At 71.3% G+C, this 26,216-nt stretch carries 20 protein-coding genes; 15 read left to right on the top strand and 5 right to left on the bottom strand.

Annotation, left to right across the window (positions count from 1 at the left end; genetic code table 11):
• The first annotated feature begins 32 nt into the window (after positions 1 to 32).
• The 3 genes from ABD378_RS15885 to ABD378_RS15875 all read left to right on the top strand — a co-directional run bounded on the left by ABD378_RS15885 (position 33) and on the right by ABD378_RS15875 (position 4,896).
• Positions 33 to 986 (top strand): oxygenase MpaB family protein, encoded by a 954-nt coding sequence (locus ABD378_RS15885; protein WP_344521547.1) that lies wholly within the window; start codon positions 33 to 35, stop codon positions 984 to 986.
• Complete coding sequence (locus ABD378_RS15880) at positions 968 to 3,205, top strand: serine/threonine-protein kinase (protein WP_344521546.1); 2,238 nt, start codon at positions 968 to 970, stop codon at positions 3,203 to 3,205. Before ABD378_RS15885 ends, ABD378_RS15880 begins: the two co-directional genes overlap by 19 nt.
• A gap of 140 nt (positions 3,206 to 3,345) precedes the next feature.
• A complete protein-coding gene (locus ABD378_RS15875) occupies positions 3,346 to 4,896 on the top strand; it encodes a phytoene desaturase family protein (protein WP_344521545.1) in 1,551 nt (516 codons plus the stop codon).
• A 46-nt stretch (positions 4,897 to 4,942) separates the two neighbouring features.
• Here the strand turns inward: ABD378_RS15875 and ABD378_RS15870 are convergent, their stop codons facing one another.
• Positions 4,943 to 6,748, bottom strand: coding sequence for a serine hydrolase domain-containing protein (locus tag ABD378_RS15870; protein ID WP_344521544.1), 1,806 nt, complete (start codon positions 6,746 to 6,748; stop codon positions 4,943 to 4,945).
• 175 nt (positions 6,749 to 6,923) lie between these two features.
• On the opposite strand from ABD378_RS15870, the gene ABD378_RS15865 reads away from it, so the two are divergent.
• Positions 6,924 to 8,027, top strand: coding sequence for an NAD(P)H-dependent flavin oxidoreductase (locus tag ABD378_RS15865; protein WP_344521543.1), 1,104 nt, complete (start codon positions 6,924 to 6,926; stop codon positions 8,025 to 8,027).
• A 38-nt stretch (positions 8,028 to 8,065) separates the two neighbouring features.
• Positions 8,066 to 9,622, top strand: coding sequence for an acyl-CoA synthetase (locus ABD378_RS15860; protein WP_344521572.1), 1,557 nt, complete (start codon positions 8,066 to 8,068; stop codon positions 9,620 to 9,622).
• A 141-nt stretch (positions 9,623 to 9,763) separates the two neighbouring features.
• Here ABD378_RS15860 and ABD378_RS15855 read toward each other — a convergent pair whose 3' ends face one another.
• Positions 9,764 to 12,190, bottom strand: a complete 2,427-nt coding sequence (locus ABD378_RS15855; RefSeq protein ID WP_344521542.1) for a penicillin acylase family protein — start codon at positions 12,188 to 12,190, stop codon at positions 9,764 to 9,766.
• A gap of 139 nt (positions 12,191 to 12,329) precedes the next feature.
• Between ABD378_RS15855 and ABD378_RS15850 the strand changes: the two genes are divergently transcribed.
• A complete protein-coding gene (locus tag ABD378_RS15850; RefSeq protein ID WP_344521541.1) occupies positions 12,330 to 13,829 on the top strand; it encodes an acyl-CoA synthetase in 1,500 nt (499 codons plus the stop codon).
• A gap of 18 nt (positions 13,830 to 13,847) precedes the next feature.
• Here the strand turns inward: ABD378_RS15850 and paaK are convergent, their stop codons facing one another.
• Positions 13,848 to 15,134, bottom strand: a complete 1,287-nt coding sequence (gene paaK, locus ABD378_RS15845) for a phenylacetate--CoA ligase PaaK (RefSeq protein WP_344521540.1) — start codon at positions 15,132 to 15,134, stop codon at positions 13,848 to 13,850.
• A gap of 177 nt (positions 15,135 to 15,311) precedes the next feature.
• On the opposite strand from paaK, the gene ABD378_RS15840 reads away from it, so the two are divergent.
• Entirely contained in the window at positions 15,312 to 16,157 is an 846-nt protein-coding gene (locus tag ABD378_RS15840) for an alpha/beta fold hydrolase (RefSeq protein ID WP_344521539.1), read from the top strand.
• Between the two features lie 64 nt (positions 16,158 to 16,221).
• Positions 16,222 to 16,797, top strand: coding sequence for a chorismate mutase (locus ABD378_RS15835; protein WP_344521538.1), 576 nt, complete (start codon positions 16,222 to 16,224; stop codon positions 16,795 to 16,797).
• A 94-nt stretch (positions 16,798 to 16,891) separates the two neighbouring features.
• Here ABD378_RS15835 and ABD378_RS15830 read toward each other — a convergent pair whose 3' ends face one another.
• Complete coding sequence (locus ABD378_RS15830) at positions 16,892 to 18,505, bottom strand: acyl-CoA synthetase (RefSeq protein WP_344521537.1); 1,614 nt, start codon at positions 18,503 to 18,505, stop codon at positions 16,892 to 16,894.
• A 187-nt stretch (positions 18,506 to 18,692) separates the two neighbouring features.
• On the opposite strand from ABD378_RS15830, the gene ABD378_RS15825 reads away from it, so the two are divergent.
• The 6 genes from ABD378_RS15825 to ABD378_RS15800 all read left to right on the top strand — a co-directional run bounded on the left by ABD378_RS15825 (position 18,693) and on the right by ABD378_RS15800 (position 24,245).
• A complete protein-coding gene (locus tag ABD378_RS15825) occupies positions 18,693 to 19,493 on the top strand; it encodes a crotonase/enoyl-CoA hydratase family protein (RefSeq protein ID WP_344521536.1) in 801 nt (266 codons plus the stop codon).
• Between the two features lie 95 nt (positions 19,494 to 19,588).
• A complete protein-coding gene (locus ABD378_RS15820; protein ID WP_344521535.1) occupies positions 19,589 to 20,548 on the top strand; it encodes a Zn-ribbon domain-containing OB-fold protein in 960 nt (319 codons plus the stop codon).
• Positions 20,549 to 21,640 carry a thiolase domain-containing protein gene (locus ABD378_RS15815; RefSeq protein ID WP_386546105.1) on the top strand — a complete coding sequence of 364 codons (1,092 nt, stop codon included), beginning with the start codon at positions 20,549 to 20,551 and terminating at the stop codon, positions 21,638 to 21,640. It begins immediately after the preceding gene.
• Between the two features lie 5 nt (positions 21,641 to 21,645).
• A complete protein-coding gene (locus ABD378_RS15810; protein ID WP_344521570.1) occupies positions 21,646 to 22,812 on the top strand; it encodes a thiolase domain-containing protein in 1,167 nt (388 codons plus the stop codon).
• A 107-nt stretch (positions 22,813 to 22,919) separates the two neighbouring features.
• Complete coding sequence (locus tag ABD378_RS15805) at positions 22,920 to 23,183, top strand: DUF397 domain-containing protein (protein ID WP_344521534.1); 264 nt, start codon at positions 22,920 to 22,922, stop codon at positions 23,181 to 23,183.
• Between the two features lie 168 nt (positions 23,184 to 23,351).
• Positions 23,352 to 24,245 (top strand): universal stress protein, encoded by an 894-nt coding sequence (locus ABD378_RS15800; protein ID WP_344521533.1) that lies wholly within the window; start codon positions 23,352 to 23,354, stop codon positions 24,243 to 24,245.
• 50 nt (positions 24,246 to 24,295) lie between these two features.
• Here ABD378_RS15800 and ABD378_RS15795 read toward each other — a convergent pair whose 3' ends face one another.
• On the bottom strand, positions 24,296 to 25,027 hold the full coding sequence (locus ABD378_RS15795; protein WP_344521532.1) for a leucine-rich repeat domain-containing protein: 732 nt from the start codon (positions 25,025 to 25,027) through the stop codon (positions 24,296 to 24,298).
• Positions 25,028 to 25,186: 159 nt separating this feature from the next.
• Between ABD378_RS15795 and ABD378_RS15790 the strand changes: the two genes are divergently transcribed.
• The coding region (locus ABD378_RS15790; protein WP_344521531.1) for an AAA family ATPase at positions 25,187 to 26,216 on the top strand (1,030 nt) is incomplete at its 3' end.

The raw sequence follows: 26,216 nt of genomic DNA, 5'->3' as shown, positions 1-26,216 counted from the left end.
GGCGGCGTAGCCTGCGGTCAGGAGGTGGTTGTATGCGCGAGGCATCCACATCGGGGCACCCGATGGGGGCCGACCCGGGGCTCTTCGGGCCCTCGTCCGTGACCTGGCAGATGCACGGCGACCCGATGATGTGGGTCGCCGGGGTCCGCGCCCTGTACCTACAGGCCCTGCACCCGCGCGCGGTCCGCGGCGTCATGCAGAACTCCGACTTCAGGAAAGACGCATGGGGCCGCCTCATGCGTACCGCGAACTTCGTGGGCACCACCACATACGGCACCACCGAGGTCGCCGAGCACGCTGGCGCCCGTGTGCGGAAGATCCACACGATGCTCAAGGCCACCGATCCCGACACGGGGGAGCGGTACGGCGTCGACGAACCCGAGCTGCTGCTCTGGGTGCACTGCGCCGAGATCGACTCCTATCTGCACGTCGCACGCCGGTCGGGGTTCCGCCTGACCGACGACCTCGCCGACCGATACGTCGCCGAGCACCGGGAGAGCGCCCGCCTGGTCGGCCTCGACCCCGCCGACGTACCGGCGTCGACCGCCGAACTCGCCGCGTACTTCGAGCGCGTGCGGCCCGAACTCGCCGCGGGGCCCGAGGCGCGCGACGTCGACGACTTCCTCCGACGTCCGCCGACCCACCCGCTGTTGATCCCGGCGCGCGCCCTGCTGTGGCGGCGCGTGGCGAATCTGGCGTACGCCTCGCTGCCGCCGTACGCCCACGAGCTGTACGGCAGGACGGCCCCGCCGCCCGCCACCGTGACCCGGCGGCTCGTCACCACAGGCACCATCCTGCGCACCATTCCCGCCCGGCTACGCTGGCAACTTCCCCCGAAGCACATTCTGCGCGCCATGGCCAGGCTCGGGCCCGGCGCCCGGCCTGCCCCGTACAAACTCGACAGGCGGGCAGCCATACTGGACGGGCCGGGGAGGGCGAAGCGAGGCAACGGGGGCGGCGGCGGGAGATGGCGGACACCAGGCTGATCCAGGGCCGGTACCGGCTACTGGACCTGATCGGGCGCGGCGGCATGGGCGAGGTGTGGCGGGCGCGCGACGAATCGCTGGGGCGCCACGTCGCCGTGAAGTGCCTCAAGCCACTGGGGCACCAGCACGACCAGTCCTTCACGCGCGTGCTGCGTGAACGGTTCCGGCGCGAGGCACGCGTCGCGGCGGCGCTGCAGCACCGCGGCGTCACCGTCGTCCATGACTTCGGGGAGCACGACGGCGTCCTGTATCTGGTCATGGAGCTGCTGGAAGGACGCAACCTCAGCCAGCTCCTGGAGGACAACAAACAGCATCCGCTGCCGGTCGCGGACGTCGTGGAGATCGCCGACCAGGTCTCGTCCGCGCTCGCGTACACCCACGAACAGGGCATCGTGCACCGGGACCTGAAGCCCGCGAACATCATGCGCCTCACGGACGGCACGGTGAAGATCTGCGACTTCGGGATCGCCCGGCTCGGCCACGACATCGGCTTCACCTCGCGCCTGACCGGCACGGGCATAGCGATGGGCACACCGCACTACATGTCGCCCGAGCAGATCAGCGGCACCCAGGTCGACCAGCGCAGCGACCTCTACTCCTTCGGGTGCGTCCTCTACGAGATCGCCACCGGGGCGCCGCCGTTCGACCTGGAGGACGCCTGGGCCGTGCTCGTCGGCCACCGCGACACGGCGCCCGAGCCGCCGCGCAGCCACCGCGACGAGCTGCCCGAGTACTTCGAGAAGATCATCCTCGACCTGCTCGCCAAGGAACCCGACAAGCGGCCCGCTGATGCGCGCGAGCTGGGGCGCCGCATCCTCACAGGGCGCACGGTCCCCACGTACGTCCCGACCGTCGTCACCCCGCCGGTGCGCCGCCCGGAGCAGCCGCCGTCGCGCGAGCCGCGGCTGCCGTCGTGGACCCGCGGCATGACGACCGGGCACAAGGCGAACGGCACCTCCGAACTGCGGACGACGCCGCCCGACGCGGCGGCGGGCCTGACCGGCGAGTGGATCCCGCGCACCGACGCCCGCCGAGCCGCGACGCCGCGGCAGCCCGAACGCCCCACGCCGTCACCGGAAGTGGTCGCCACCCTCGTCAGCCGGCACAACGCGGGCCTGAGCCTGGGGCGCCTCGGCCGCTGGGCCGAGGCGGGCGAGGTGCACCGCGCGGTGGCCGCCGAGCGGGAGCACGCCCTCGGCCCCGAGCACCCGGACACGCTGGCGAGCCGCTACGAAGTGGGCTTCACGCTCAGCCGCACCGGACGGGCGGCCGACGCCCTGCGGGAGTACGGCCGCGTCGCCCAGGGCAGGGAGCGCTCCCTCGGCCCCGAGCACCCGGACACGCTGGCCGCCCGGCAGGAAATGGCGTACGTCATGGGGCAGTTGGGGCGGCACTTCGAGGCGCACCAGATGTACACGTCGGTCCTGGCCGTGCGGGAGCGGGCCGCGGGCGCCGACCACCCCGACACCCTGCGCTGCCGGCACAACCTCGCGTACAACCTCAGCAGACTCGGCCGCCTGGAGGACTCCTACCAACTGGCGCGCGAGGTCGCGACGGCCCGCGCGCGCGTCCTCGGCGCCACGCACCCCGACACCCTCGTCACCCGCTACGAAGTCGCCTACGCCCTTGGCCAGTTGGGCCGCTGGCCCGAGGCGCTCCAGACGTACCGCGAGGTCGCCGACGCACGCGTGCGGGCGCTCGGCGCCGATCACCCCGACACCCTCGCCGCCCGCTACGAGGTGGGCATCAGCCTCGGCAGGCTCGGCCGCAGCGGCGAGGCCCTTGAGCTGTACCGCGACCTGATCGACGACCGCACCCGCGTGAACGGCCCCGCCGACCCCGAGACCCTGCGCGCCCGGCACGGCCTCGGCGTCAACCTCGGCCGTCAGAGCCGCTGGGAGGAAGCCCTGGCCGAGGCCCGGGACGTCTGCGCGATCCGCGAGCGCGTCCTCGGCGGCGACCACCCGGACACCCTGGTCAGCCGCCGCGAGGTGGCCGTGGGCCTCGGCTGGCTCGGCCGCTGGGCCGACGCCCTCACCGAGTACCGCAGGGTCGCTGCCGCGCGTGAGCAGGTACTCGGCGTCGACCATCCCGACGCCCTCGCCAGCCGCAATGACGAGGCGCACTGCCTGGAGCAGCTGGGTCGTGGCACCGAGGCGGTCGAGCTCTACCGGCGGGTGGCGGCGCTGCGCCAGCAGCGGGCGTCGGGAGGGCACTAGGCAGCGCCCCGAAGGGGCGCGGGGCTGTTACATATGCGGCTCCGCCGCGTGCGCGCGACCAGCCACGACGCGACCGCAGGAGTCAGCCGAGGTGAGTCGACGGTCACGCCGCGTCGTGCGCGAACGTGTTACCAAGGGCTATGCCTCCTCGCGATCGATACGACGCCGTCATCGTCGGCGGTGGTCACAACGGACTCGTGGCCGCCGCCTATCTCGCCCGCGCCGGACGCTCCGTCCTGCTCCTGGAGCGGCTCTCAGGCACCGGCGGCGCCGCCGTGTCCAGCCGGCCCTTCGCCGGGGTGGACGCCAGGCTCTCGCGCTACTCGTACCTGGTCAGCCTGCTGCCGCGGAAGATCGTCCGGGACCTCGACCTGGACTTCCGGGTGCGCACCCGCACCGTCTCCTCCTACACACCGACCGAGCGCGACGGGCATCCTGCCGGGTTGCTCGTCGGCGGGGGCGACGCGCGGACCAGGGACGCGTTCGAGCGGCTCACCGGCGGCCCGCGGGAGTACGAGGCGTGGCAGGAGTTCTACGCCATGACCGGGCAGGTCGCCAAGGAGGTGTTTCCCACGCTCACCGAGCCCCTGCCCTCCCGGGAGGAGCTGCGTGAGCGGGTCGGTGACGAAGCCGCCTGGCGGGCGCTCTTCGAGGAGCCCATCGGCGCCGCCATCGAGGAGCGGTTCGCCGACGACCTGGTGCGTGGTGTCGTCCTCACCGACGCCCTCATCGGGACGTTCGCCGACGCCCACGACCCGTCCCTGCGCCAGAACCGCTGCTTCCTCTACCACGTCATCGGAGGCGGCACCGGCGACTGGAACGTGCCCGTCGGCGGCATGGGCGCGCTCACCGGCGCCCTCGCGGCAGCGGCCAGAGCGGCGGGCGCCGAGCTCGCCACGGACCACGAGGTCACCCGCATCGAGTCGGACGGACAGACCGCCGAGGTCACGTACCGCTCACCCGAGCGCGAGGCCACCGTCGCCGCACGGCACGTCCTGGTCAACGCCTCACCGCAGGAGCTGGCCGCCCTCGTCGGCGACACGGCGCCCGCCCCGGCCGAGGGCGCCCAGCTCAAGGTCAACATGCTGCTCGATCGGCTGCCGAGGCTGCGCGACACCTCGGTCGACCCGCACGAGGCCTTCGCAGGGACCTTCCACATCGGGGAGGGATACGGCGAGTTGGCGACCGCGTACGCCCAGGCCGCGGCCGGTGAGCTGCCCGCCGCGCCGCCGTCCGAGATCTACTGCCACTCCCTGACCGACCCCAGCATCCTCGCCCCCGAACTCGTGGAGCGCGGCTGTCAGACCCTCACCCTCTTCGGGCTGCACACGCCCGCCCGCCTCTTCGCCCACGACAACGACGCCGTACGGGCCGAACTCCTGAAGTCGACCCTGGCGCAGCTGGACGCGCACCTGGCCGAGCCGCTCGCCGACTGCCTGGCCACCGACGCCGACGGCCGCCCCTGCATCGAGGCCAAGACCCCGCTCGACCTGGAACGCGACCTGCGCCTGCCCGGCGGCAACATCTTCCACCGCGACCTCGCCTTCCCCTACGCCCAGGACGGCACAGGCCGCTGGGGCGTGGAGACGCGGCACGCGAACGTCCTGCTGTGCGGGGCGGGAGCCGTGCGCGGCGGCGGGGTCAGCGGCATCCCCGGGCACAACGCGGCGATGGCAGCGCTGGGGGAGTAGTAGGGCGCCGCTTGTGGCGGTGGGCCGGCCGACTCCCGGCCTGTCCTCAGTCGGCCGAAGGGGCCCAGCCCACGGCCTCGATGCGGGCCGAGTCGGCGGGCCGCGCCTCGTCGAAGGCCGTGCGGCCGCCGTCCTCGACCCGCAGCTCGTCGGCGTACGCACCGCGCCCCACGTAGAGCTGGTCCGTCGTGTACCGCCAGCGCAGCCGCACCCGCTCGCCCCGCAGGTCCGGGAGGTCCGCGGTCAGCCGGTGCCAGACGCGTCCCGACCAGCCGGAGGCCGTGCCGTCGGGGTGTTGCCGAGGGTCCGACCCCTTGCGCTCCGTGGTGAACGGCACCGGCTGCCATGTCGCACCGTCGTCGCGCGAGGCCTCGAGGCGCAGCAGGTCCGAGCCCGGCTCGGTGTCCCACCACAGCGCGCACCGCAGCCTCGCCCGGTCCGTGGTGAGGGTGAGCGGCGGCAGGGTCAGCGTGGCCGATGCCGCGCTCGCCATGCCGGAGAACCAAGCGGTGCGCCCGCGTGCGGGACGTACCGGAACGGCGCGTGCCATGCGGTTGGCCGCCGCCACCCTGGGGGCCGAGCCGGAGCGCCAACTGCGCACCGGGTGCACCGAGTTGCCGAGCACGACGAGGAAGGAGTCGGTGGTGGGGTCGAGGACGAGGGAGGTGCCGGTGAACCCCGTGTGGCCCGCGGTGCGCGGTGTGGCCATCGCACCCATGTACCAGTGCTGGTAGAGCTCGAAGCCCAGGCCGTGCTCGTCGCCGGGGAAATCGGTGTTGAAGTCGGTGAACATCAGCTTCACGGACTCGGCGGAGAGGATGCGGGAGCGGCCGTAGACCCCGCCGTTGAGCAGTGTGCGGCCGAGGATCGCGAGGTCCCAGGCGCAGGAGAAGACGCCCGCGTGCCCGGCGACCCCGCCGAAGCCGAAGGCGTTCTCGTCGTGCACCTCGCCCCACACCATGCCGCGGTCGAGACCCGACCAGGGCAGGCGGGCGTCCTCGGTGGCGGCGATCTTCGGCTGCCAGGATGCGGGCGGGTTGTAGCGAGTGCGGTGCATCCCGAGTGGAGCGGTGATCTCGTCGTGGAGCAGTGCGTCCAGACGGCGACCGGTGATCTCTTCGAGGACCAGCTGGAGCGAGATCAGGTTCAGGTCCGAGTAGAGGTACTTGGTGCCGGGCGGGTTGAGAGGAGCCTCGTTCCAGATGAGCCGCAGTTGCCCCTCGCGCGTGGGTTCCTTGAAGAGGGGGATCCAGGCGCGGAAACCCGAGGTGTGGGTGAGGAGCTGGCGAATGGTGATGTCCTGCTTGCCAGCGCCCCCGAAATCCGGGAGGTACGAGGCGACTTTCCCCTCCAGCTCCAGCTTTCCCCGCTCGATCTGCTGCACCGCCAGCAGCGAGGTGAACAGCTTGGAGACGGAGGCGAGATCGAAGACCGTGTCCTCGGCCATCGCGATCTGCCGGTCGGCCGGCAGCTCGACGCCGGTGTCGGTCTTCTCGTCGTACGCCGCGTAGCGCACCGCCTTGCCGATGGGCTGGTGCAGGGCGACCGTGCCGCCGCGGCCCGCGAGCAGGACGGCTCCCGCGTACCAGGGGTGCTTGGGGGAGGGGCCGAGGAACTGCTCGGCGTCGGCCACCAGTTGCCGCAGATGCCCGGCGAGCAGCCCGGCGCGCTCGGGGGTGCCGGGCCGCAGTGTCGGACGCCCGCCGCCGGTCGCGGACCCCGCCGCCGCGGCGGGACCCGCGGGGAACGGCACCAGTGCCAGCGCCCCACCCAACGCCGCCACCCGCACGCCCAGTTGGCGTCGGCTGAGACCGCCATCCGATCTGTCCGCCGCCCCGTTGCCCTCGGCCATGACCGTGCCCCCTCCTGAAACTCTCCTGAACTGAAATTATCTTTCGGGATCACAAGAGACTGCTGAAACTTTCATGTCAGTGCCCGGCCCTGTCAACCGCGGGCACCCGGCAAAGATCTGACACTGCATCAGAAAATCTCTTCCGTCGTCCGGGCGGCTGCGGCATCCTGCGCCCATGCAGACAGATCTGAGCAGGAAACTGGGGATCGAGCACGCCATCTTCGGCTTCACGCCCTTCCCCGCGGTGGCGGCCGCCATCAGCAGAGCGGGCGGGTTCGGTGTGCTCGGCGCGGTCCGCTACACGGCGCCCGACGAGCTGGCCCGGGATCTCGACTGGATGCAGGAGCATGTCGACGACCGGCCCTACGGACTCGATGTCGTGATGCCCGCGAAGAAGGTCGAGGGGGTCAGCGAGGCCGAGGTCGAGGCGATGATCCCCGAGGGACACCGGCAGTTCGTCAAGGACACCCTCGGCAAGTACGGCGTACCCGAACTCGCCGAAGGGGAGGCCTCCGGCTGGCGCATCACCGGGTGGATGGAGCAGGTCGCCCGCAATCAGCTCGACGTCGCCTTCGACTATCCGATCAAGCTGCTCGCCAACGCGCTGGGCTCACCGCCCGCCGACGTCATCCAGCGCGCGCACGACAACGACGTACTCGTCGCCGCCCTGGCGGGCAGCGCCCGGCACGCGCGCAAGCACGCGGAAGCGGGCATCGACATCGTCGTCGCGCAGGGCTACGAGGCGGGCGGCCACACCGGTGAGATCGCCTCCATGGTCCTGACACCCGAAGCCGTCGAGGCCGTCGCGCCGCTGCCGGTGCTCGCGGCGGGCGGCATCGGCAGCGGGGAGCAGATCGCGGCGGCGTTCGCGCTCGGCGCGCAGGGCGTGTGGCTCGGCTCCCTCTGGCTCACCACGACGGAGGCCGACCTCCACTCGCAGGCGCTCACCGCGAAGCTCCTTGCGGCGGGATCGGGCGACACGGTCCGCTCGCGCGCCCTTACGGGCAAGCCCGCACGCCAGTTGCGCACCGAATGGACCGAAGCCTGGGACGACCCGGACGGACCCGGCACGCTGCCCATGCCGCTGCAGGGGCTCCTGGTCGCCGAGGCGGTCTCGCGGATCCAGAAGCACGAGGTCCAGGCGCTGCTCGGCACGCCCGTCGGGCAGATCGTCGGCCGGATGAACAGCGAACGCAGCGTCCAGGCCGTCTTCGACGACCTGACCCGCGGTTTCGAGCGCGCCATCGACCGCGTGAACCGCATCGCCGGACGCGGCTGACCAGACGAGACGACGGAGGAGAGGCCTTTATGAGCAGCATGCCGGGCAGCACGCCCCCCAACGGCTTCTGGGCGCAGGCCGAGGCCGACCCGGACCGCACGGTCCTGACCGCGCCCGACGGCGAGGAGTGGACCGCGCGGCGCCTGCACGCGGCGACCAACCAACTCGTCCACGGGCTGCGCGCCGCGGGCCTGGAGCGCGGCGACGCCTTCGCCGTCGTGCTGCCCAACGGCGTCGAGTTCCTCACCGCGTACCTGGCGGCCTCGCAGGCCGGTCTCTACCTCGTCCCGGTCAACCACCACCTGGTCGGGCCCGAGATCGCCTGGATCGTCGCCGACTCCGGTGCAAAGGTGCTCATCGCGCACGAGCGGTTCGCACAGGCGGCGACCCACGCGGCCGACGAGGCGAAGCTCCCGGCCACGCACCGGTACGCCGTGGGCGACGTGCCCGGATTCCGCCCCTACCCCGAACTCCTCGCCGGGCAACCGGAGTCCACGCCGGACGAGCGCACCCTCGGCTGGGTCATGAACTACACCTCGGGCACGACGGGACGCCCGCGCGGGATCCGGCGCCCGCTGTCCGGGAAGCTCCCGGAGGAGTCCTACCTCGGCGGCTTCCTCGGCATCTTCGGGGTCAAGCCCTTCGACGGCAACGTGCACCTCGTCTGCTCGCCGCTCTACCACACCGCGGTCCTCCAGTTCGCGGGCGCCGCCCTGCACATCGGCCACCCGCTGGTCCTGATGGACAAGTGGACGCCCGAGGAGATGCTCCGCCTCATCGACACGTACAAGTGCACGCACACCCACATGGTGCCGACCCAGTTCCACCGCCTCCTCGCCCTGCCGGACGCGACGAAGGCGGCGTACGACGTGTCGTCCATGCGGCACGCCATCCACGGCGCCGCGCCCTGCCCCGACCACGTCAAGCGGGCGATGATCGAGTGGTGGGGCGAGTGCGTCGAGGAGTACTACGCGGCCAGCGAGGGCGGCGGCGCCTTCGCCACGGCGCAGGACTGGCTCAAGCGACCCGGCACCGTCGGCAAGGCATGGCCCATCAGCGAACTGGCCGTCTTCGACGACGACGGCAACCGGCTGCCGCCCGGTGAACTCGGCACCGTCTACATGAAGATGAGCACCGGCGGATTCTCGTACCACAAGGACGAGTCCAAGACGAAGAAGAACCGCATCGGCGACTTCTTCACGGTCGGCGACCTCGGCCTCCTCGACGAGGACGGCTACCTCTACCTCCGCGACCGCAAGATCGACATGATCATCTCGGGCGGGGTCAACATCTACCCCGCGGAGATCGAGTCGGCGCTGCTCACCCACCCCGCCGTCGCGGACGCCGCCGCGTTCGGCATTCCGCACGACGAGTGGGGCGAGCAGGTCAAGGCGGTCGTGGAGGTGGCGGATGGCCACACGGCGGGAGACGCGCTGGCCACCGAAATCCTCGACCACTGCGAGCGCCAACTGGCGGGCTACAAACGCCCGAAGAGCGTCGACTTCATAGAGGCCATGCCACGCGACCCGAACGGCAAGCTCTACAAACGACGGCTGCGAGAGCCGTACTGGGAGGGCAGGGAGCGCACGGTCTAAGGGTCACGCTCGCCGCGTACGAGGACGGACTCGCCGACGACTGACTCGCTCCGCACAGCGCGGAGCCGGGCCACACCGCGTCGGCTTCAACACGGCGTGACCCGGCCCCGGTTGGTGCGGCGCTGCCTCAGCGGCGCGGTCTCAGCGGTGCTCGCGCACCTTGACCACCTTCAGCTTCGGATCGCTCATGATGTCCTTCTCGCAGAATCGCGACGTCACCCAGCGCTCATCGGCGTACAGCCGCGTCTGATCGCTGTAGTGCGGCGAGTTGGGGTTGGACGACTGCGAGTAGGTGAGGAGCGTGCGCGCCTTCGGGCAGCGGCCCTTGTCCCAGCCGACCGCCTGGATGTGACTCGAACCGTGCGCGACCTCCGTGTAGCCGCCGCCCTTCGCGTCCCAGACCGGCTCGACCTTGTTCCACACGCCGATCGACTCCGTACCGCCATGGATCGGCAGCCGCTCCGAGCCGCGTACGACGAACTGGTTCTCGCCCAGCGGCGCGTCGGGCGCGATGCCCGCCCCGCTCAGCTCGGCCACCGCGTCGGCGAGCGCGGTCGCGAAGCCCGGCGCGTCCGTGTTGAGGGTGTTCGGGGTGCGCACGGGATCGGCGGCGGAGAACGGCACCTTCCACAGCTGGGCGCTCGGCACCGCGGCGACGAGCTTGCGCCAGAACCGGTCGAAGAGCAGCGCGCCCTTGCTGCCCGTGTTCATGCCGTGGTCCCAGGCCTTGAGGGCGTCACACGCCTTGCGTACGTCGACGGCCTTGCCGTCACTGCCTGTTGCCGTGCCCCCGGGCAGCGCGGCGCACGCACGCGCCGCGTCGTCGGCGGCCAGATCACCCGCCGGCGCACGGTTCGCGAACTGCTGCTTCTGGAGGTCCTCGACCGTCAGACCGCCTTCCTTCGCCATCGCCGCGACATCCTCGACCGCGCCGCGCGTCCGCATGGAGCGCTGCGTGCCGACCGTCCCGAAGATCCGCTCGTAGCCCGTGATCGGCTGGTCGGCGTTGGTGAGCCAGGCGCTGTCGTTGGAATTCTCGGCGTACGGGGCGTCCTTGAGTGTGGGCATCTTCGACGGGCCGAAGACGCCGGGCTGGACGGCGTCCTTGTCCGAGCCGATCGCGCAGTCACCGCGCGAGCCGTCGAGCACCGCGACACCCGACGCCGGATACGTCACCTTGCCCAGGTCCGTGGAGCAGCGCCCTGCCAGGTCGTCGGTGATGCGGGGCAGCACCTGCGACTGACTGAGCAGTGAGTGGCCCTTCCGGTCGGCGGCGACGGTGTTGACCCACGGCAGGCCCTGGGTGTCGCGCAGCGCCTTCAGAATGCCGTCGGTGGAGCGGGCCTTGCCGAACCCGAGGTCGGTGTCGCTGCCGCGCATGTTCGTGGCGTTGGGGTCGTTCAGGGCGTACGCCGTCTTCGCCGACCACGGCAGCGGGAGCTGGGCACCGAGGCCGGTGGTGACCGGACCGTACCGGGTCCACCACTGCGTGCGGGTCACCGGAGCGCCGTCCTTCACCGGCACCTCGACCGTCCGCTTCGTCATCTTCTCCCGCTTGCCGTCCACCAGATAGGTGGTCGGATCGGCCGGATCCAGCGTGAGTTGATGCAGATTGAGGGTCACACCGGTCGCCACCGTGTGGCTCCACGCCACATCGCCGTTGAAGCCTATGTTGACCACGCTCGTGCCGAGCAGCGAACTGCCCGAGACGTTCAGCTCGCCGGGGATGGTCTGCTGCGACTGCCAGAAGCGGCGCCCGCCCTGCCAGGGATAGTGCGGATTGCCGAGCAGCAGGCCCTTGCCGTTCGCGGTGGTCTTCCCGCTGAACGCGACGGCGTTGGAGCCCATGACGGCGTCGTCCGCCGAGAAGAGCTTGCGCGCCGCCTTCGCGGTGCGCTCGGGATCGGGATCGGGCGCGCGGTCCTGCGCCATCGCACCCGGCGGTTTGGCGGCGGTGATGCCGTCGATGCCGCGCCCCTGACCGCCGAGGACCTGGACGGCGAAGCCCTGCCGCGCCACGTCCAGGGAGGTGATCGGGCGCAGCCACTCGGCACCCTCGCAGGCCGGGTCGGTGACGCGATTCTGCTTCAGCCAGGCGTTGTAGCCCGCGGCGAAGCCGTGCATCAGCTTCTTCGTCGTGGCGCTCGGCCCTGCCGGGGCGGGCTGCTTCAGCAGCTTCTCCACCGTGCGTGTGTCGCGGACGCCGCCGAAGTAGAGGTCGCTGGAGAGGTTCGTGGTCGCCGATGACAGCGAGCCGTCCGGCTTGCCCTCGGGGCCGAAGTGGCGTGAGCGTTCCCCGCGCAGGGTCATGTACCCCTCGGCGAGGGTGCACACCTGGTCGGCGGCCTGCGCCCAGCCCGTGCCGAAGCCGAGGTTCTCGTAGTCCTTGGCGAGGATGTGCGGAATGCCGTACTGGGTGTAGCGGACGGTCGCGGACAGACCGCCGCCCGACGGGCGGGCGTCACGCGCCTCTGCCGCGCCGGCGATGGCGCCGGACGACGGCAGGAGGGCAGCGGCGGTCAACAGGCTGATACCGAGGGCCGTCAGGCGTCTCGTGCGGGTACGCATGGTGCCTCCCAACTGCGCTGAGGGAAGGGGCGGTTGAGCGTACCAAGCGGTATGTCAGTTGATCGAGTACCGAAACGGGCCAGTTCGCGCCCGGCCCGGAGCCTTGACCGCCGAGTCCCGCACGGCACAGGATCACGCCATGACGGGTGTACGCGGCAACACGGTCGACGGGGTCCTTCGGCGGAGCGCGCGGCGCGTGCCGGGGCGAGTGGCTCTGCGCTACGGCGAGCGGGTCTGGACGTACGCGGAGTTGGACGGTGCCGTCTCGCGCGCGGCCCAGGTGCTGCGCGCCGCGGGGCTCGGCCACGGCGACCGCGTCGGTGCCTACGCCCACAACTCGGACGCCTATCTCATCGGCTTCCTGGCCTGCTCGCGGGCGGGCCTGGTCCATGTGCCGGTCAACCAGAACCTCGTCGGCGACGACCTGGCGTACATCGTGGGCCAGTCGGGCAGCTCCCTGGTCCTCGCCGACCCGGATCTGGCCGGGCGCCTTCCCGGTGACGTCCGCGTGCTCGCCCTGCGCGACGCCGACGACTCGCTGCTCGCGCGCCTCGCGGGCGCACCGGCGTACGAAGGGGAGGAGCCCGGCGCCGACGACTTGGCGCAGCTGCTCTACACCTCAGGCACAACGGCCCTCCCCAAGGGCGCCATGATGAGCCACCGGGCCCTGGTGCACGAGTACGTCAGCGCCATCACCGCCCTGGACCTCAAGGAGACGGACAAGCCCGTCCACTCGCTGCCGCTCTACCACTCGGCGCAGATGCACGTCTTCCTGCTGCCGTACCTCGCGGTCGGCGCCGAGAACACCATCATCGACGCGCCCGACGCCGAGCGGATCTTCGATCTCGTCGAGGCGGGCCGCGCCGACAGCCTCTTCGCGCCGCCCACCGTATGGATCGGCCTCTCGAACCACCCCGGCTTCGCCGGCCGCGACCTCGGAGCGCTGCGCAAGGCCTACTACGGGGCGTCGATCATGCCCGTCCCCGTCCTGGAGCGGCTGCGCGAACGGCTGCCGTCGCTCGGTTTCTACAACTGCTTCGGGCAGAGCGAGATCGGCCCCCTCGCCACGGTCCTCGGGCCCGACGAGCACGAGGGGCGGATGGACTCCTGCGGGCGGCCCGTCCTCTTCGTCGAGGCGCGGGTCGTGGACGAGCGCGGCCTCGAGGTGCCCGACGGCACCCGGGGGGAAGTCGTCTACCGCTCACCGCAGTTGTGCGAGGGCTACTGGGACAAGCCCGATGAGACCAAGGAGGCGTTCCGCGACGGGTGGTTCCACTCCGGGGACCTCGCGGTGCGGGACGAGGAGGGCTACTTCACGGTCGTCGACCGCGTGAAGGACGTCATCAACTCCGGCGGCGTCCTCGTCGCCTCGCGCCAGGTCGAGGACGCGCTCTACACCCACGAGCGGGTCGCGGAGACGGCCGTGATCGGGCTGCCGGACGAGCGCTGGATCGAGGCGGTCACCGCCGTCGTCGTACGCAACGGAGACGTCACCGAAGCCGAACTCATCGACCACGCACGCGAGAAGCTCGCCCACTTCAAGGCACCCAAACGGGTCCTCTTCGTGGACGAGCTGCCGCGCAACGCGAGCGGGAAGATCCTCAAGCGGGAGCTGCGGGACCGCTTCAGCGCGTCGTAGACACTCCTTGGCGCCCGGCTACTTGTCCCGCAGGTCCACGATCCGCTTGAACTTGCCCACCGACCGCTCGATGGTCTCGGGGTCGACGATCTCGACCGCCACCGAGACGCCGATGCCGTCCTTCACCGCCGACGCGATCTCCCGGGCCGCCGCATCGCGCCGCTCGGGAGTCGTGTCCGCGCGGGACTCCGCCCGGACCATCAGCGCGTCCATGCGGCCCTCGCGGGTCAGGCGCAGCTGGAAGTGCGGGGCGACGCCCGGCGTCCGCAGGACGATCTCCTCGATCTGCGTGGGGAAGAGGTTCACGCCGCGCAGGATCACCATGTCGTCCGAACGGCCCGTGACCTTCTCCATCCGGCGGAACGTCCGTGCGGTGCCGGGCAGGAGACGGGTCAGGTCGCGGGTGCGGTAGCGGACGACGGGCATGGCCTCCTTGGTGAGGGACGTGAAGACCAGCTCGCCGCGCTCGCCGTCCGGGAGCACCTCGCCGGTGATCGGGTCCACCACCTCCGGATAGAAATGGTCCTCCCAGATGTGCAGGCCGTCCTTGGTCTCCACGCACTCCTGGGCGACACCGGGGCCGATGACCTCGGAGAGCCCGTATATGTCGACCGCGTCGATCGCGAACCGCTCCTCGATCTCGCGGCGCATCTCCTCCGTCCACGGCTCGGCGCCGAAGATGCCGACCTTCAGGGACGTCGTGCGCGGGTCGACGCCCTGGCGCTCGAACTCCTCCAGGAGCGTCAGCATGTACGACGGGGTCACCATGATGATCTCGGGGCGGAAGTCCTGGATCAGCTGGACCTGGCGTGCCGTCATGCCGCCGGACGCTGGAATTACCGTGCAGCCGAGCCGCTCGGCACCGTAGTGCGCGCCGAGGCCGCCGGTGAACAGGCCGTATCCGTACGCCACATGGACCTTGTGCCCGGGGCGGCCGCCCGCCGCGCGGATCGAGCGGGCGACGACGTCCGCCCACATCGACAGGTCCTGCTCGGTGTAGCCGACGACCGTGGGCCGCCCCGTGGTGCCGCTCGACGCGTGCAGGCGCCGCACCTCGGACTGCTCCACCGCGAACATCCCGAAGGGGTAGTTGTCCCGCAGATCGGTCTTGGCCGTGAACGGGAAGCGGGCCAGATCCGCGAGCGAACGGCAGTCGTCGGGGCGCAGGCCCGCCTTGTCGAACGCGGCCCGGTAGAAGGGAACGTTCTCGTACGCGTGGAGCAAAGTGTCCTGCAGGCGCTCCAGCTGCAGCGCCTCGAGCTCCTCGCGCCCGAGGCGCTCCGCCGCGTCCAGCATGACCGTCATATGGAGGTTCTCCCGTCCCAAACGGGCGACCGATCATTCGGTCGTCGATCTTCTGTCCAGGTCAGTAATCCAGCCCCGGGAGCGGCCGTCAAGAGATCGCGCAGGGGCGCCTTGAGCTGGGGCGCTGCGGCCGAACGGCATTGTCCGGGTGCGACGCGAGATGTGATGATCACCCCCATGCCGACATTCACCGCATACGACGGGACCGAGCTCGCCTACCACGAGAAGGGGGACGGCGAGCCGCTGCTCTGCGTGCCGGGCGGCCCCATGCGCGCCTCCGCCTACTTCGGCGATCTCGGCGGCCTGACGGCGCACCGCCGCCTGATCCTGCTCGACCTGCGCGGCACGGGCGACTCCGCGGTGCCGACCGACCCGGCGACGTACCGCTGCGACCGGCTCGTGGACGACGTCGAGGCGCTGCGCGAGCATCTGGGGCTCGACGAGGTCGACCTGCTCGGCCATTCGGCGGCGGGCAACATCGCCACGCTGTACGCGGCGCGCCACCCCAAGCGGATCCGCCGCCTGGTCCTGATCACTCCGGCCACCCAGTCGCTCGGCCTCACCCTGGGCGCGCGGGATCACCGTGACGCCGCGGCGGCGCACCGGGGCGAGCCCTGGTATCCGGCCGCCGAGGCCGCGCTGAAGGAGATCGAGGCCGGCCGCAGCCCTCTTGAGGTGTGGGACGCGATCGTGCCCCTTGCCTACGGGCGCTGGGACGACGCGGCGCGGGCGCACCAGGCGGCGAGCGCGCGGGAGAAGAACGCGGAGGCGGCTGCCGCTTTCTACGCTGACGGGGCCTTCGACCCGCCCGCCACGCGCGACGCCCTGGCCGCACTCGCGGCGCCGGTGCTCGTCCTCGCGGGTGAGTACGACGGTGCGCCGAACCCCGCGCACGCGGAGGAGTTCGCCGGGTTCTTCCCGCAAGGTGTACGTCAAGTGCAGCCGGGCGGCGGGCACTTCCCTTGGCTGGACGACCCGGAGTGGTTCGCGCGGCGCGTGGCAGGGTTCCTTGCGCAGGACTGAGAAGACCGAGGAGAACACAGTGCGCTTTTCCGCGTCCGCAGGGCGTCTGTTCACTGCCGGGGCCGTGAGTGTGGCTCTGCTGGCCGGAAGCGGGGGCGTTGCCGTTGCCGCTCCGTCGCAGCGGCCTGCGGCCGTCGCCCCTGAGGGGCCGTACGCCCGGCTCCGTCCGCTGGTCGATCTCGCCGCCCAGCGTCTGGCCACCGCCGATCTCGTAGCCGCCGCGAAGTACGGCACCGGCAGCCCCATCGACGACCCAGCCCGCGAGAAGCAGGTGCTTGACGACGTGGCGCGGCAGGCGCGGGATCTGGGCGCCGATCCCGAGGCGACCGTGCGGATCTTCCGGGACCAGATCGAGGCCAACAAGGTGGTGCAGCGGGAGCTGCATCGGCGGTGGGACGTGGATCCTTCGCAGGCGCCGGGGCCGGGGGAGCGGCCTGACCTCGCTGAGGTCCGTAAGGAGATCAACCGGGTGAACGGGGAGTTGGTGCGGGGGATCGCCGACTCTGGGTCTGCGCGCTCGGCCTCGTCCTGCCGTGGGCTTGTGACGGTGGCGGGCGTGCGGGCCCGCCATGAGCGGCATCTTGACCTGCTGCATTCTGTGGCCCTGGGGCGGGCGTTGCCGTCTGTCTGTGCGGGTTGACTCTCTTCCAGGCCGCCGCTTCGCGGCGGATCTTTTCCCGCCCACCCACCCGATTGCCCCGCGGTGCAGTCGGCTCGGGTGGGCGGGGCGGTATTCAGCCCTTCGCCGCCACCGACTTCGCCCACCGGTAGTCCGCCTTGCCGCTCGGTGAGCGTTGGATCTCGGTGGTGAAGACCACGGCTCGCGGGATCTTGTAGCCGGCGAGGCGCGTGCGGCAGTGGGTCTGGATGGCCTCCAGGTCCAACGGGGTCGCGCCGTCGCGGAGTTGGACGACCGCGGCGACGCGGTTGCCCCAGCGTTCGTCGGGGACTCCGGCCACCAGGGCGTCGTACACGTCCGGATGGGACTTGAGGGCCTGTTCGACCTCCTCCGGGTACACCTTCTCGCCGCCGGTGTTGATGCACTGCGAGCCACGTCCGAGGACGGTGACTATGCCGTCCTCGTCGACCGTCGCCATGTCGCCGAGCAGCACCCAGCGCTCGTCGCCCTTCTGGAAGAAGGTCTCGGCGGTCTTCGCCGGGTCGTTGTAGTAGCCGAGCGGCACATGGCCGCGCTGGGCCAGGCGGCCCGGCACGCCCACCGGCACCGGCTCGTGGGTGACCAGATCCACCACCTGCGTACGTTCGTTGACCTCCAGGCGGAAGCCCTTCTCAGGGCCCGAGTCGTCCGTCGCCTTGCCGTTGGAACCGGACTCGGAGGAGCCGAAGTTGTTCAGGAGCAGGACGTTCGGGGCCAGTTCCTGGAACTGGGCGCGCACCGTCTCCGACATGATCGCCCCGGATGACGAGACGCTGAAGAGGGATGACAGGTCGGTGCCCTTGAGCGGGCCGTGCAGGGCGTCGATGAGGGGCCTGAGCATCGCGTCGCCCACCAGCGACACACTGGAGACCTTCTCCCGCTCGATGGTGCGGAGCATCTCTTCGGGGACGTACTTGCGGTGAATGGCCACCCGCTGGCCGTAGTTGAAGGCGATGAACGACGTCAGCGTCGACGTGCCGTGCATCAGCGGGGGAGCGGGGAAGAACGTGATGCCGGGGCCGCCCGCCGCGACGCGCTCCGCAAGCTCCTCGGGGCGCTTCACCGGCTCGCCCGCGGGCTCGCCGCCGAAGAGTCCGGCGAAGAACAGGTCCTCCTGGCGCCACATGACGCCCTTGGGCATGCCGGTGGTGCCACCGGTGTAGATGATGAACAGGTCGTCGGCCGAGCGCGCCGGGAAACCGCGCTCCGTCGAACCCGCCGTCTCCGCATCGGCGAACGCCACCACGTCGAGCGCGGGGGCGTCGGCAGGCGGGGTTCCCACCCGAACCAGATGCCGCAGCTTGTCCGTGCGTGGCTGCGCGGCTGCGACCCGCTCGGTGAACTCCGCGTCGAAGACGAGCGCCGCGAGGTCCGCGTCGCGGTAGAGGTAGACCAACTCCTCCTCCACGTAGCGGTAGTTGACGTTGACCGGGACCAGGCGTGCCTTGAGGCAGGCGAGGACTGTCTGGAGGTACTCGACGCCGTTGTAGAGGTGGAGACCCAGATGCTCGCCCGGCTCGAGGCCACTGTCGATCAGGTGGTGCGCGAGGCGATTGGCGGCCCGGTCGAGCTCGGCGTACGTCAGCCTGCTTTCCGCCCCGGTGCCGGGGTGATCGATGTACACGAGCGCCTCGCGGTCGGGGACCACGTCGACGACCGACTCGAACAGGTCGGCAAGGTTGTACTCCACCGCTCCTCCTGACCCCGGCGTCATCTCTTCTGGCGGTCATCAGAGCAGAGGCGCTCACAAGTGGGAAGGGTGCTCGTCGAAGAAATCTGACTGTCTGTCAGAAAACTATTGAACTGGCTCCCCGCCTACTGCAACCTGTTCCAGGTCCGAAGCCGACAGCAGGTCCGAAGCGAGAGGGAGCACGGCTATGGGTGGGACGGAACATCTCGCTGTGCGGCGCGAAGGCGCCACACTGATACTCACGCTCAACCGGCCCGAGGCGAAGAACGCACTCTCGCTGCCGATGCTGGTGGGCCTCTACGACGGGTGGGTGGCCGCCGACGAGGACGACGCGATCCGCTCCATAGTGCTCACCGGTGCGGGCGGCGCCTTCTGTGCCGGGATGGACCTCAAGGCCCTCGCGGGCAAGGGGATGGGCGGTGAGCAGTACCGGGACCGGATGAAGGCCGACCCCGATCTGCACTGGAAGGCGATGCTGCGCCACCACCGCCCGCGCAAACCCGTCATCGCCGCGGTTGAGGGGTACTGCGTCGCGGGCGGGACGGAGATCCTCCAGGGCACGGACATCCGCGTCGCGGGCGAGTCCGCGACGTTCGGGCTCTTCGAGGTCAAGCGCGGCCTCTTCCCGATCGGCGGCTCGACCGTGCGACTGCCGCGGCAGATTCCTCGTACGCACGCGCTGGAGATGCTGCTCACCGGGCGCCCCTACTCGGCGGCCGAGGCCGCCTCGATCGGCCTCGTCGGCCATGTCGTGCCGGACGGCACCGCCCTGGAGAAGGCCCTCGCCATCGCCGAGCAGATCAATGCGTGCGGGCCACTCGCCGTGGAGGCGGTGAAGGCATCCGTGTACGAGGCCGCGGAGATGTCCGAGGCGGACGGCCTTGCGGCGGAGCTCAAGCGGGGGTGGCCCATCTTTGACACCGCCGATGCGAAGGAGGGCTCCAGAGCCTTTGCGGAGAAGCGTGACCCTGAGTTTCGGCGGGCCTAGGTCTCATCTCGGCTGCGGGCTTGTTGTGGCTGGTCGCGCCGTTCCCCGCGCCCCTTACGGGGCATCCCCCATCGCTTAGAAACGGAGTTCTGCTCATGGCGTCCGCTCCCTCACCCGAAGTGCTGCGTGCCCCTCTCGTTGTTGAGTTTCCGTTCACCCGCTCCCTCGGGCCCGTGCAGAGTGCCTTTCTCACCGGGCTTCGTGAGCGCACCGTTCTTGGTGTGAAGACCAAGGACGGGCGGACGCTCGTTCCGCCCGTCGAGTACGACCCCGTCACCGCCGACGAGATACGCGACCTGGTCGAGGTCGGCAGCACCGGCACCGTCACCACCTGGGCCTGGAACCACGAACCCCGCAGGGGACAGCCCCTGGACGGGCCCTTCGCCTGGGTCCTGGTGAAGCTCGACGGCGCCGACACCGCCCTGCTGCACGCCCTGGACGCGCCCGGCCCCGACGCGGTCAGGACCGGCATGCGCGTGCGGATCCGCTGGGCCGCCGAACGCACCGGCGCCATCACCGACATCGCCTGCTTCGAGGCGTACGAAGGAGCGGCGGGCGGTGAAGTCGGGCCGCACGACGGCGAGTTCAGCGATCCCGTCACCGGCATCGTCGCTGCCGCGCGTCTCGACTACACCTACGCGCCGGGCCGCGCCCAGACCGCCTACATCAAGGCGCTGTCCGACCGGAAGACCGTCGGCGAGCGCTGCCCCTCCTGCCGCAAGGTCTATGTCCCGCCCCGCGGCGCCTGCCCCACCTGCGGCGTCGCCACGGCCGAGCGCGTCGAGGTCGGGCCGCGCGGCACCGTCACCACTTACTGCATCGTCAACATCAAGGCGAAGAACCTCGACATCGAAGTGCCCTACGTCTACGCGCACATCGCCCTCGACGGCGCCGACCTCGCCCTGCACGCCCGCATCGCGGGCATCCCCTACGACCAGGTGCGGATGGGCCTGCGCGTCGAGCCGGTGTGGAGCGAGGGTGCCCGCTTCCCCGATCACTACCGGCCCACGGGCGAGCCGGACGCCGACTACGACACGTACAAGGAGCTGGTGTAGATGCCGCCCGCGAAGCCGTCTTCGAAGCCGTCCGTGATGCGGCCCTTCCGGGACATCGCCATCGTGGCCTTCGGGCAGACCGACCATCTGCGCTCCACCGACGAGCTCTCCGAGGTGGAGATGCTCATGCCGGTCCTGCACCGGGTCCTCGCCGCCACCGGCCTGAAGACCAGCGACATCGGCTTCACCTGCTCCGGGTCCTCGGACTATCTGGCCGGGCGTGCCTTCTCCTTCACCATGGCGCTCGACGGGGTCGGTGCCTGGCCGCCGATCTCCGAGTCGCACGTCGAGATGGACGGTGCCTGGGCGCTGTACGAGGCGTGGACCAAGCTGCTGACCGGCGAGGCCGACACCGCGCTCGTGTACGCGTACGGCAAGTCGTCCCCCGGATCGGTGCGTGACGTGCTGACCCGGCAGCTCGACCCCTACTACGTGGCGCCCCTCTGGCCGGACTCGGTCGCCCTCGCGGCCCTCCAGGCGCAGGCCCTGATCGACGCGGGTGACACCGACGAGCCCGCCCTCGCCGGGGTGGCGTCGCGCAGCCGCCAGGATGCCTCCGCCAACTCCCATGCGCAGTTGAGGGGCTCGGTGGCGCAAGGGGATTACGTCGTACGCCCGCTCCGTACCGGCGACTGCCCGCCCATCGGGGACGGCGCCGCCGCCGTGATCCTCGCGGCGGGGGAGCGGGCCCGTGACCTGTGCGAGCGGCCCGCGTGGATCCGCGGCATCGACCACCGCATCGAGGCGCACAGCCTCGGCGTGCGTGACCTCACCGACTCGCCGTCGAGCCGCCTGGCCGCCGAGCGGGCCGGTGCCTTCGAACGGCCCGTGGACACCGCCGAGCTGCACGCGCCGTTCACCTCCCAGGAGGTCGTCCTGCGCAAGGCCCTGAAGCTGGGCGACGACGTCTCGGTGAACCCGTCCGGGGGCGCCCTCGCCGCGAACCCCGTCATGGCCGCCGGTCTGATCCGGCTCGGCGAGGCCGCCGCCCGCATCCACCGGGGCGAGTCGGACCGGGCCCTCGCACACGCCACGTCCGGCCCCTGCCTGCAGCAGAACCTGGTCGCCGTCCTTGAAGGAGATGCGTCATGAGTGGGGTGGGCAAGGAGCCCGTGGCCGTCGTCGGGATCGGCCAGACCAAGCACGTCGCCGCCCGGCGGGATGTCTCGATCGCGGGACTCGTCCGAGAGGCCGCCCAACAGGCGCTGAAGGACGCCGAGTTGACCTGGGCCGACATCGACGCCGTGGTCATCGGCAAGGCGCCCGACTTCTTCGAGGGCGTCATGATGCCCGAGCTGTACCTCGCCGACGCGCTCGGCGCGGTGGGCAAACCGATGCTGCGCGTCCACACGGCGGGCTCCGTCGGCGGCTCCACGGCGCTGGTCGCCGCGAACCTCGTCGCGGGCCGCGTCCACGGCACCGTACTGACCCTCGCCTTCGAAAAGCAGTCCGAATCCAACGCGATGTGGGGGCTCTCCCTCCCCATCCCCTTCCAGCAGCCGCTCCTGGCGGGCGCGGGCGGCTTCTTCGCGCCGCACGTGCGCGCGTACATGCGGCGCACCGGCGCCCCTGACACCGTCGGCTCGCTCGTCGCGTACAAGGACCGCCGCAACGCCCTGAAGAACCCCTACGCCCACCTGCACGAGCAGGACATCACCCTGGAGAAGGTCCAGGCATCGCCCATGCTCTGGGACCCGATCCGCTACTCCGAGACCTGCCCGTCGTCCGACGGGGCCTGCGCGATGATCCTCACCGACCGTACGGGCGCCGCCCGTTCGCCCCGGCCGCCCGCCTGGATGCACGGCGGCGCGATGCGCAGCGAGCCGACTCTCTTCGCGGGCAAGGACTTCGTGTCCCCGCAGGCGGGCAAGGACTGTGCGGCCGACGTCTACCGGCAGGCGGGGGTGACGGATCCGCGGCGCGACATCGACGCCGTCGAGATGTACGTGCCGTTCTCCTGGTACGAGCCGATGTGGCTGGAGAACCTGGGCTTCGCCGAGGAGGGCGAGGGCTGGAAGCTGACCGAGTCTGGCGTCACCGAGCTGGACGGCGATCTGCCCGTCAACATGTCGGGCGGTGTCCTGTCCACCAACCCCATCGGCGCCTCGGGCATGATCCGCTTCGCCGAAGCGGCACTTCAGGTGCGCGGCCAGGCCGGCGAGCACCAGATCGACGGGGCCCGCAGGGCGCTCGGGCACGCCTACGGAGGGGGCTCGCAGTTCTTCTCCATGTGGCTGGTCGGCGCGGAGCCGCCCACGACGTGACGGGTCCGTCGTGCCGGACAGGCGGCCGTCCTCCTTCCGCGGCCTGTCCGGCACCGGAACCGAAAGCTAGGCTGACGGGCGGACGACGCATCGGGAGGAGCACGGACGTGGCCGAAGGCACCATTCAGCAGCATCCGCTCGCAGGTCAGCAGCGCCCGCTCGCGGGCTGGGACAAGCCGGAGCTCGACCTCAGCACAGCGGACTGGCAATCAAGCAGCGAGGGGCGGGGTGATGTGGAGATCGCCTTTGTCGAAGGCTTCATCGCGATGCGCAACGCAGGCCGCCCCGAGAGCCCGTCCCTGATCTTCACTCCCGCGGAGTGGGGAGCTTTCGTGCACGGCGCGCGTACGGGGGAATTCGATCTGACGTAGGCCGTGTGGGGCGTTGTGGACCCTCGTCTCCGGCTGTCGCGACCGCTCGCGGCTTCCGCCGTGCTGACCTGGTGACTTTGGACTCTGCCCCCGGCCCGTCCCCTGGACGCGGCCGGGACCGGAAGCAGATCCGGTCGACCTTGGCCTTGCGCCGGAGACGAGGAAGCCATGAGTGGCGACGCGCCCGTTGAACCTGTTGTTGTGGCCGTCGACGGGTCGGCAGGCAGCGATCACGCCCTGGAATGGGCGCTGACCGCCGCGCGGCTGCGAGGCGCGCCGCTGCGGATCGTGCATGTGCGGCAGTACGCGATGCCGCTGGCCGACGGTCCGCACATGCCGACCATCGACCACCGGCTCGACGCGGACCCGGTCATCGACCGTACGCGCCGGGCCCTGGAGAGGCGCCCGGAGCTGCCCCCCATGGCATTCGACGTCGTGGAGGGCACCCCAGGGCGGGACCTTCCACGGCTCGGCGAGGCGGCGCAGCTGCTGGTCGTCGGGTCACGCGGGCGTGGCGGCTTCGCCAGTCTGCTGCTCGGCTCGAACGGGCTTGCGTGCGCGCGGGAGGCGGCGTGCCCCGTGGTGGTGGTGCGGCCGGGCGAGGAGATCACGGCGGGCGCCGAGCCGTGCGTGGTGCTCGGGCTCGATCCGCTCTCCCCGCACGACGACACGATCGGTTTCGCGTTCGCGGAAGCGGCGCTGCGGGGCGCGGTGCTCCGTGTCGTCTGCGCCTATCCCGGGCCCGTACTCGTCTACACGGCCACCGGCGACTTCGTGACCTCGGCGGAGGCGGACACGGCGACCGCGGCGCAGTACACGGAGCGCGCGGGCGAGCAGCTCGCGCCCTTCGAGGAGCGGTATCCCGGGGTGAACGTCGAGAAGGAGGTCCTGCCGGGTGACGCGGCGGGTCTTGTGGTGGACGCGTCACGGGACGCGGAGCTCGTCGTGGTGGGGCGGCATCAGAGCCGGATGCCGTTGGGGAGGCTGATGGGGTCGGTGACCAACGCGGTGCTGCTGCACGCGAGGGGCGCGGTGGCCGTGGTGCCTCCGGAGTCCCGGTAGGGCCGATCTCGCGCGCAGGTCTCATTCCGCTCGCGCACGGGCCTCACGCCTCACCGCAGCACCACGCACCCCCGCCCCTCCAGCATCCGCAGCAGCTCCCGCGGCACGGAGACCTCGTTCCACCGCAGGTCCAGCTTCTCCAAGGCGGGCAGCTCGCCGATCCAGGGCGGGAGTTCGCGCAGGCGGTTCGCCCGCAGGTCGAGACGCCGCAGCAGGGGCAGGCCGCGCAGGGCCTCCGGCACCGCCGCGAACCGGTTCTCGCGCAGCTCCAGTTCGCGCAGCTCACCGAGACGGCCGACCGAGGCGGGGAGCGAGGAGAGGCGGTTGCCGCGCAGCCACAGTTCGCGCAGGGCCGTGAGGTCGCCGAGCGACGCGGGGACCGAGGCCAGGTGGTTGTGCTGTGCGCGCAGTTCCACCAGGGACGTGAGCGAGCCCAGGGTCTCCGGCAGCGCCGTCAGCTCGTTGTCGCCCACATTGAGGTACGCGAGGCGCTTCAGGTCGCCCAGTGAGTCCGGCAGCGACGTGAGGCGGTTGTCGTGGACGTAGAGGAAGCGGCTCAGGGCCGTCAGGTCGCCAAGCTCGGGCGGGAGCTCGGTCAGTTGGTTGTGCCCCAGGTCCAGTGTGTGCAGCGAGGCCAGGGTGCCGATCCGTCCGGGGAGCCGCGTGAGCGCGTTGTCGGGGAGGAGCAGGACCTCCAGGGACGCGTGGTGCCACACCTCGTCGGGGACCTCGCTCAGGCCGCCGTGCCAGTAGTTGAGTACGTTCTCGGTGCTGACCGTCACGTGCGGGTCCCTTCGTCCGGGATGGGTGCTGTGGCCAACCGCACCCGCTGCGGCCGAATCGGCTCCCGGCAGGCCCCGCAGGCGTAATCTGAGGTGCCTGAAGGCCAAGGTGTGCGCCGCGGGAAGCGCTCGGCGCACCACTGTGGCGGGGGGTGTCCCATGGTGCATCACGTCCCCCACGGCAAGCGAACCCTCTTCGAGCGCGAGAGTGAACTCACGGCGGTCGACGAGGCGTTGAGCGAGCTGTGCGGCCTGTCGCGGGACGGCTCCGAGCCCCCGGACAGGTCCCGAGGCGCGCTCATCGCCTTCGCGGGGCGCGCGGGCATCGGCAAGACCTCCCTGCTCGCCGAGGCGCGCCGCCGCGCCGCAGCCAAGGGCTGCACCGTGGCGTCGGCGCGCGGCGGAGAGCAGGAGCAGCGGGTCGCCTTCCATGTGGCGCGCCAGCTGGTGCAGCCGCTGCTCGCCTCCGTCCCGGACGCGGAACTGCGGGACGTACTGGGCAGTTGGTACGCCATCGTCGGACCCGCCCTCGGGCTCTGCGCCCCGCCGGACGGCGCACCGCCCGACCCGCAGGGGCTGCGGGACGGACTCGACTGGGTGCTCACCCATCTCGCCGTGCAGCGCGCCCCGTTGGTGGTCGTGGTGGACGACGCGCACTGGGCCGACGCCGAATCGCTGAGCTGGCTCTCCGCCTTCGCGCCCCGCGCGGAAGCCCTGCCGCTGCTGCTCGTCGTCGCGTACCGCCCCGAGGAACTGCCCGCCCACGCCGACGAGTTCAGAGGCCTGCCCGGACGCGCAGGGCAGCGGCCCATCGGACTCGAACCGCTCAGCGCCACCGCCGTCGCCCGCCTCGTGCGCGACACGCTCGGCGCCCGCGCGGACGACGCGTTCTGCCGCGAATGCTGGGCGGTCACCGCGGGCAACCCGTTCGAGGCCGTGGAGCTGACCGCGAAGGTGCGCGACCGCGGTCTCACGCCCGACGAGGCGGGCGCGCATCTGCTGCGCGATCTCGCCGCGGCCGTGAAGGGCAACGGCCTGGTCGCCCGTCTTGAGCGGCTCGGCACCTCCACCGTCCGTCTCGCCTGGGCCTGCGCCGTCATCGGCACCTCGATCCCCCCGGCGCTCGCCGCGGCCGTCGCGGGCATCGGCGAGCGGGAGGCGGCCGACTGCGCCGACCGCCTGCGCCGCG

The organism is Streptomyces rectiviolaceus (assembly GCF_039533825.1).
GTDB lineage: Bacteria > Actinomycetota > Actinomycetes > Streptomycetales > Streptomycetaceae > Streptomyces > Streptomyces rectiviolaceus.
Note: the sequence above shows the minus strand (reverse complement) of the source record. Positions and strands in the feature narration are given on the sequence as shown.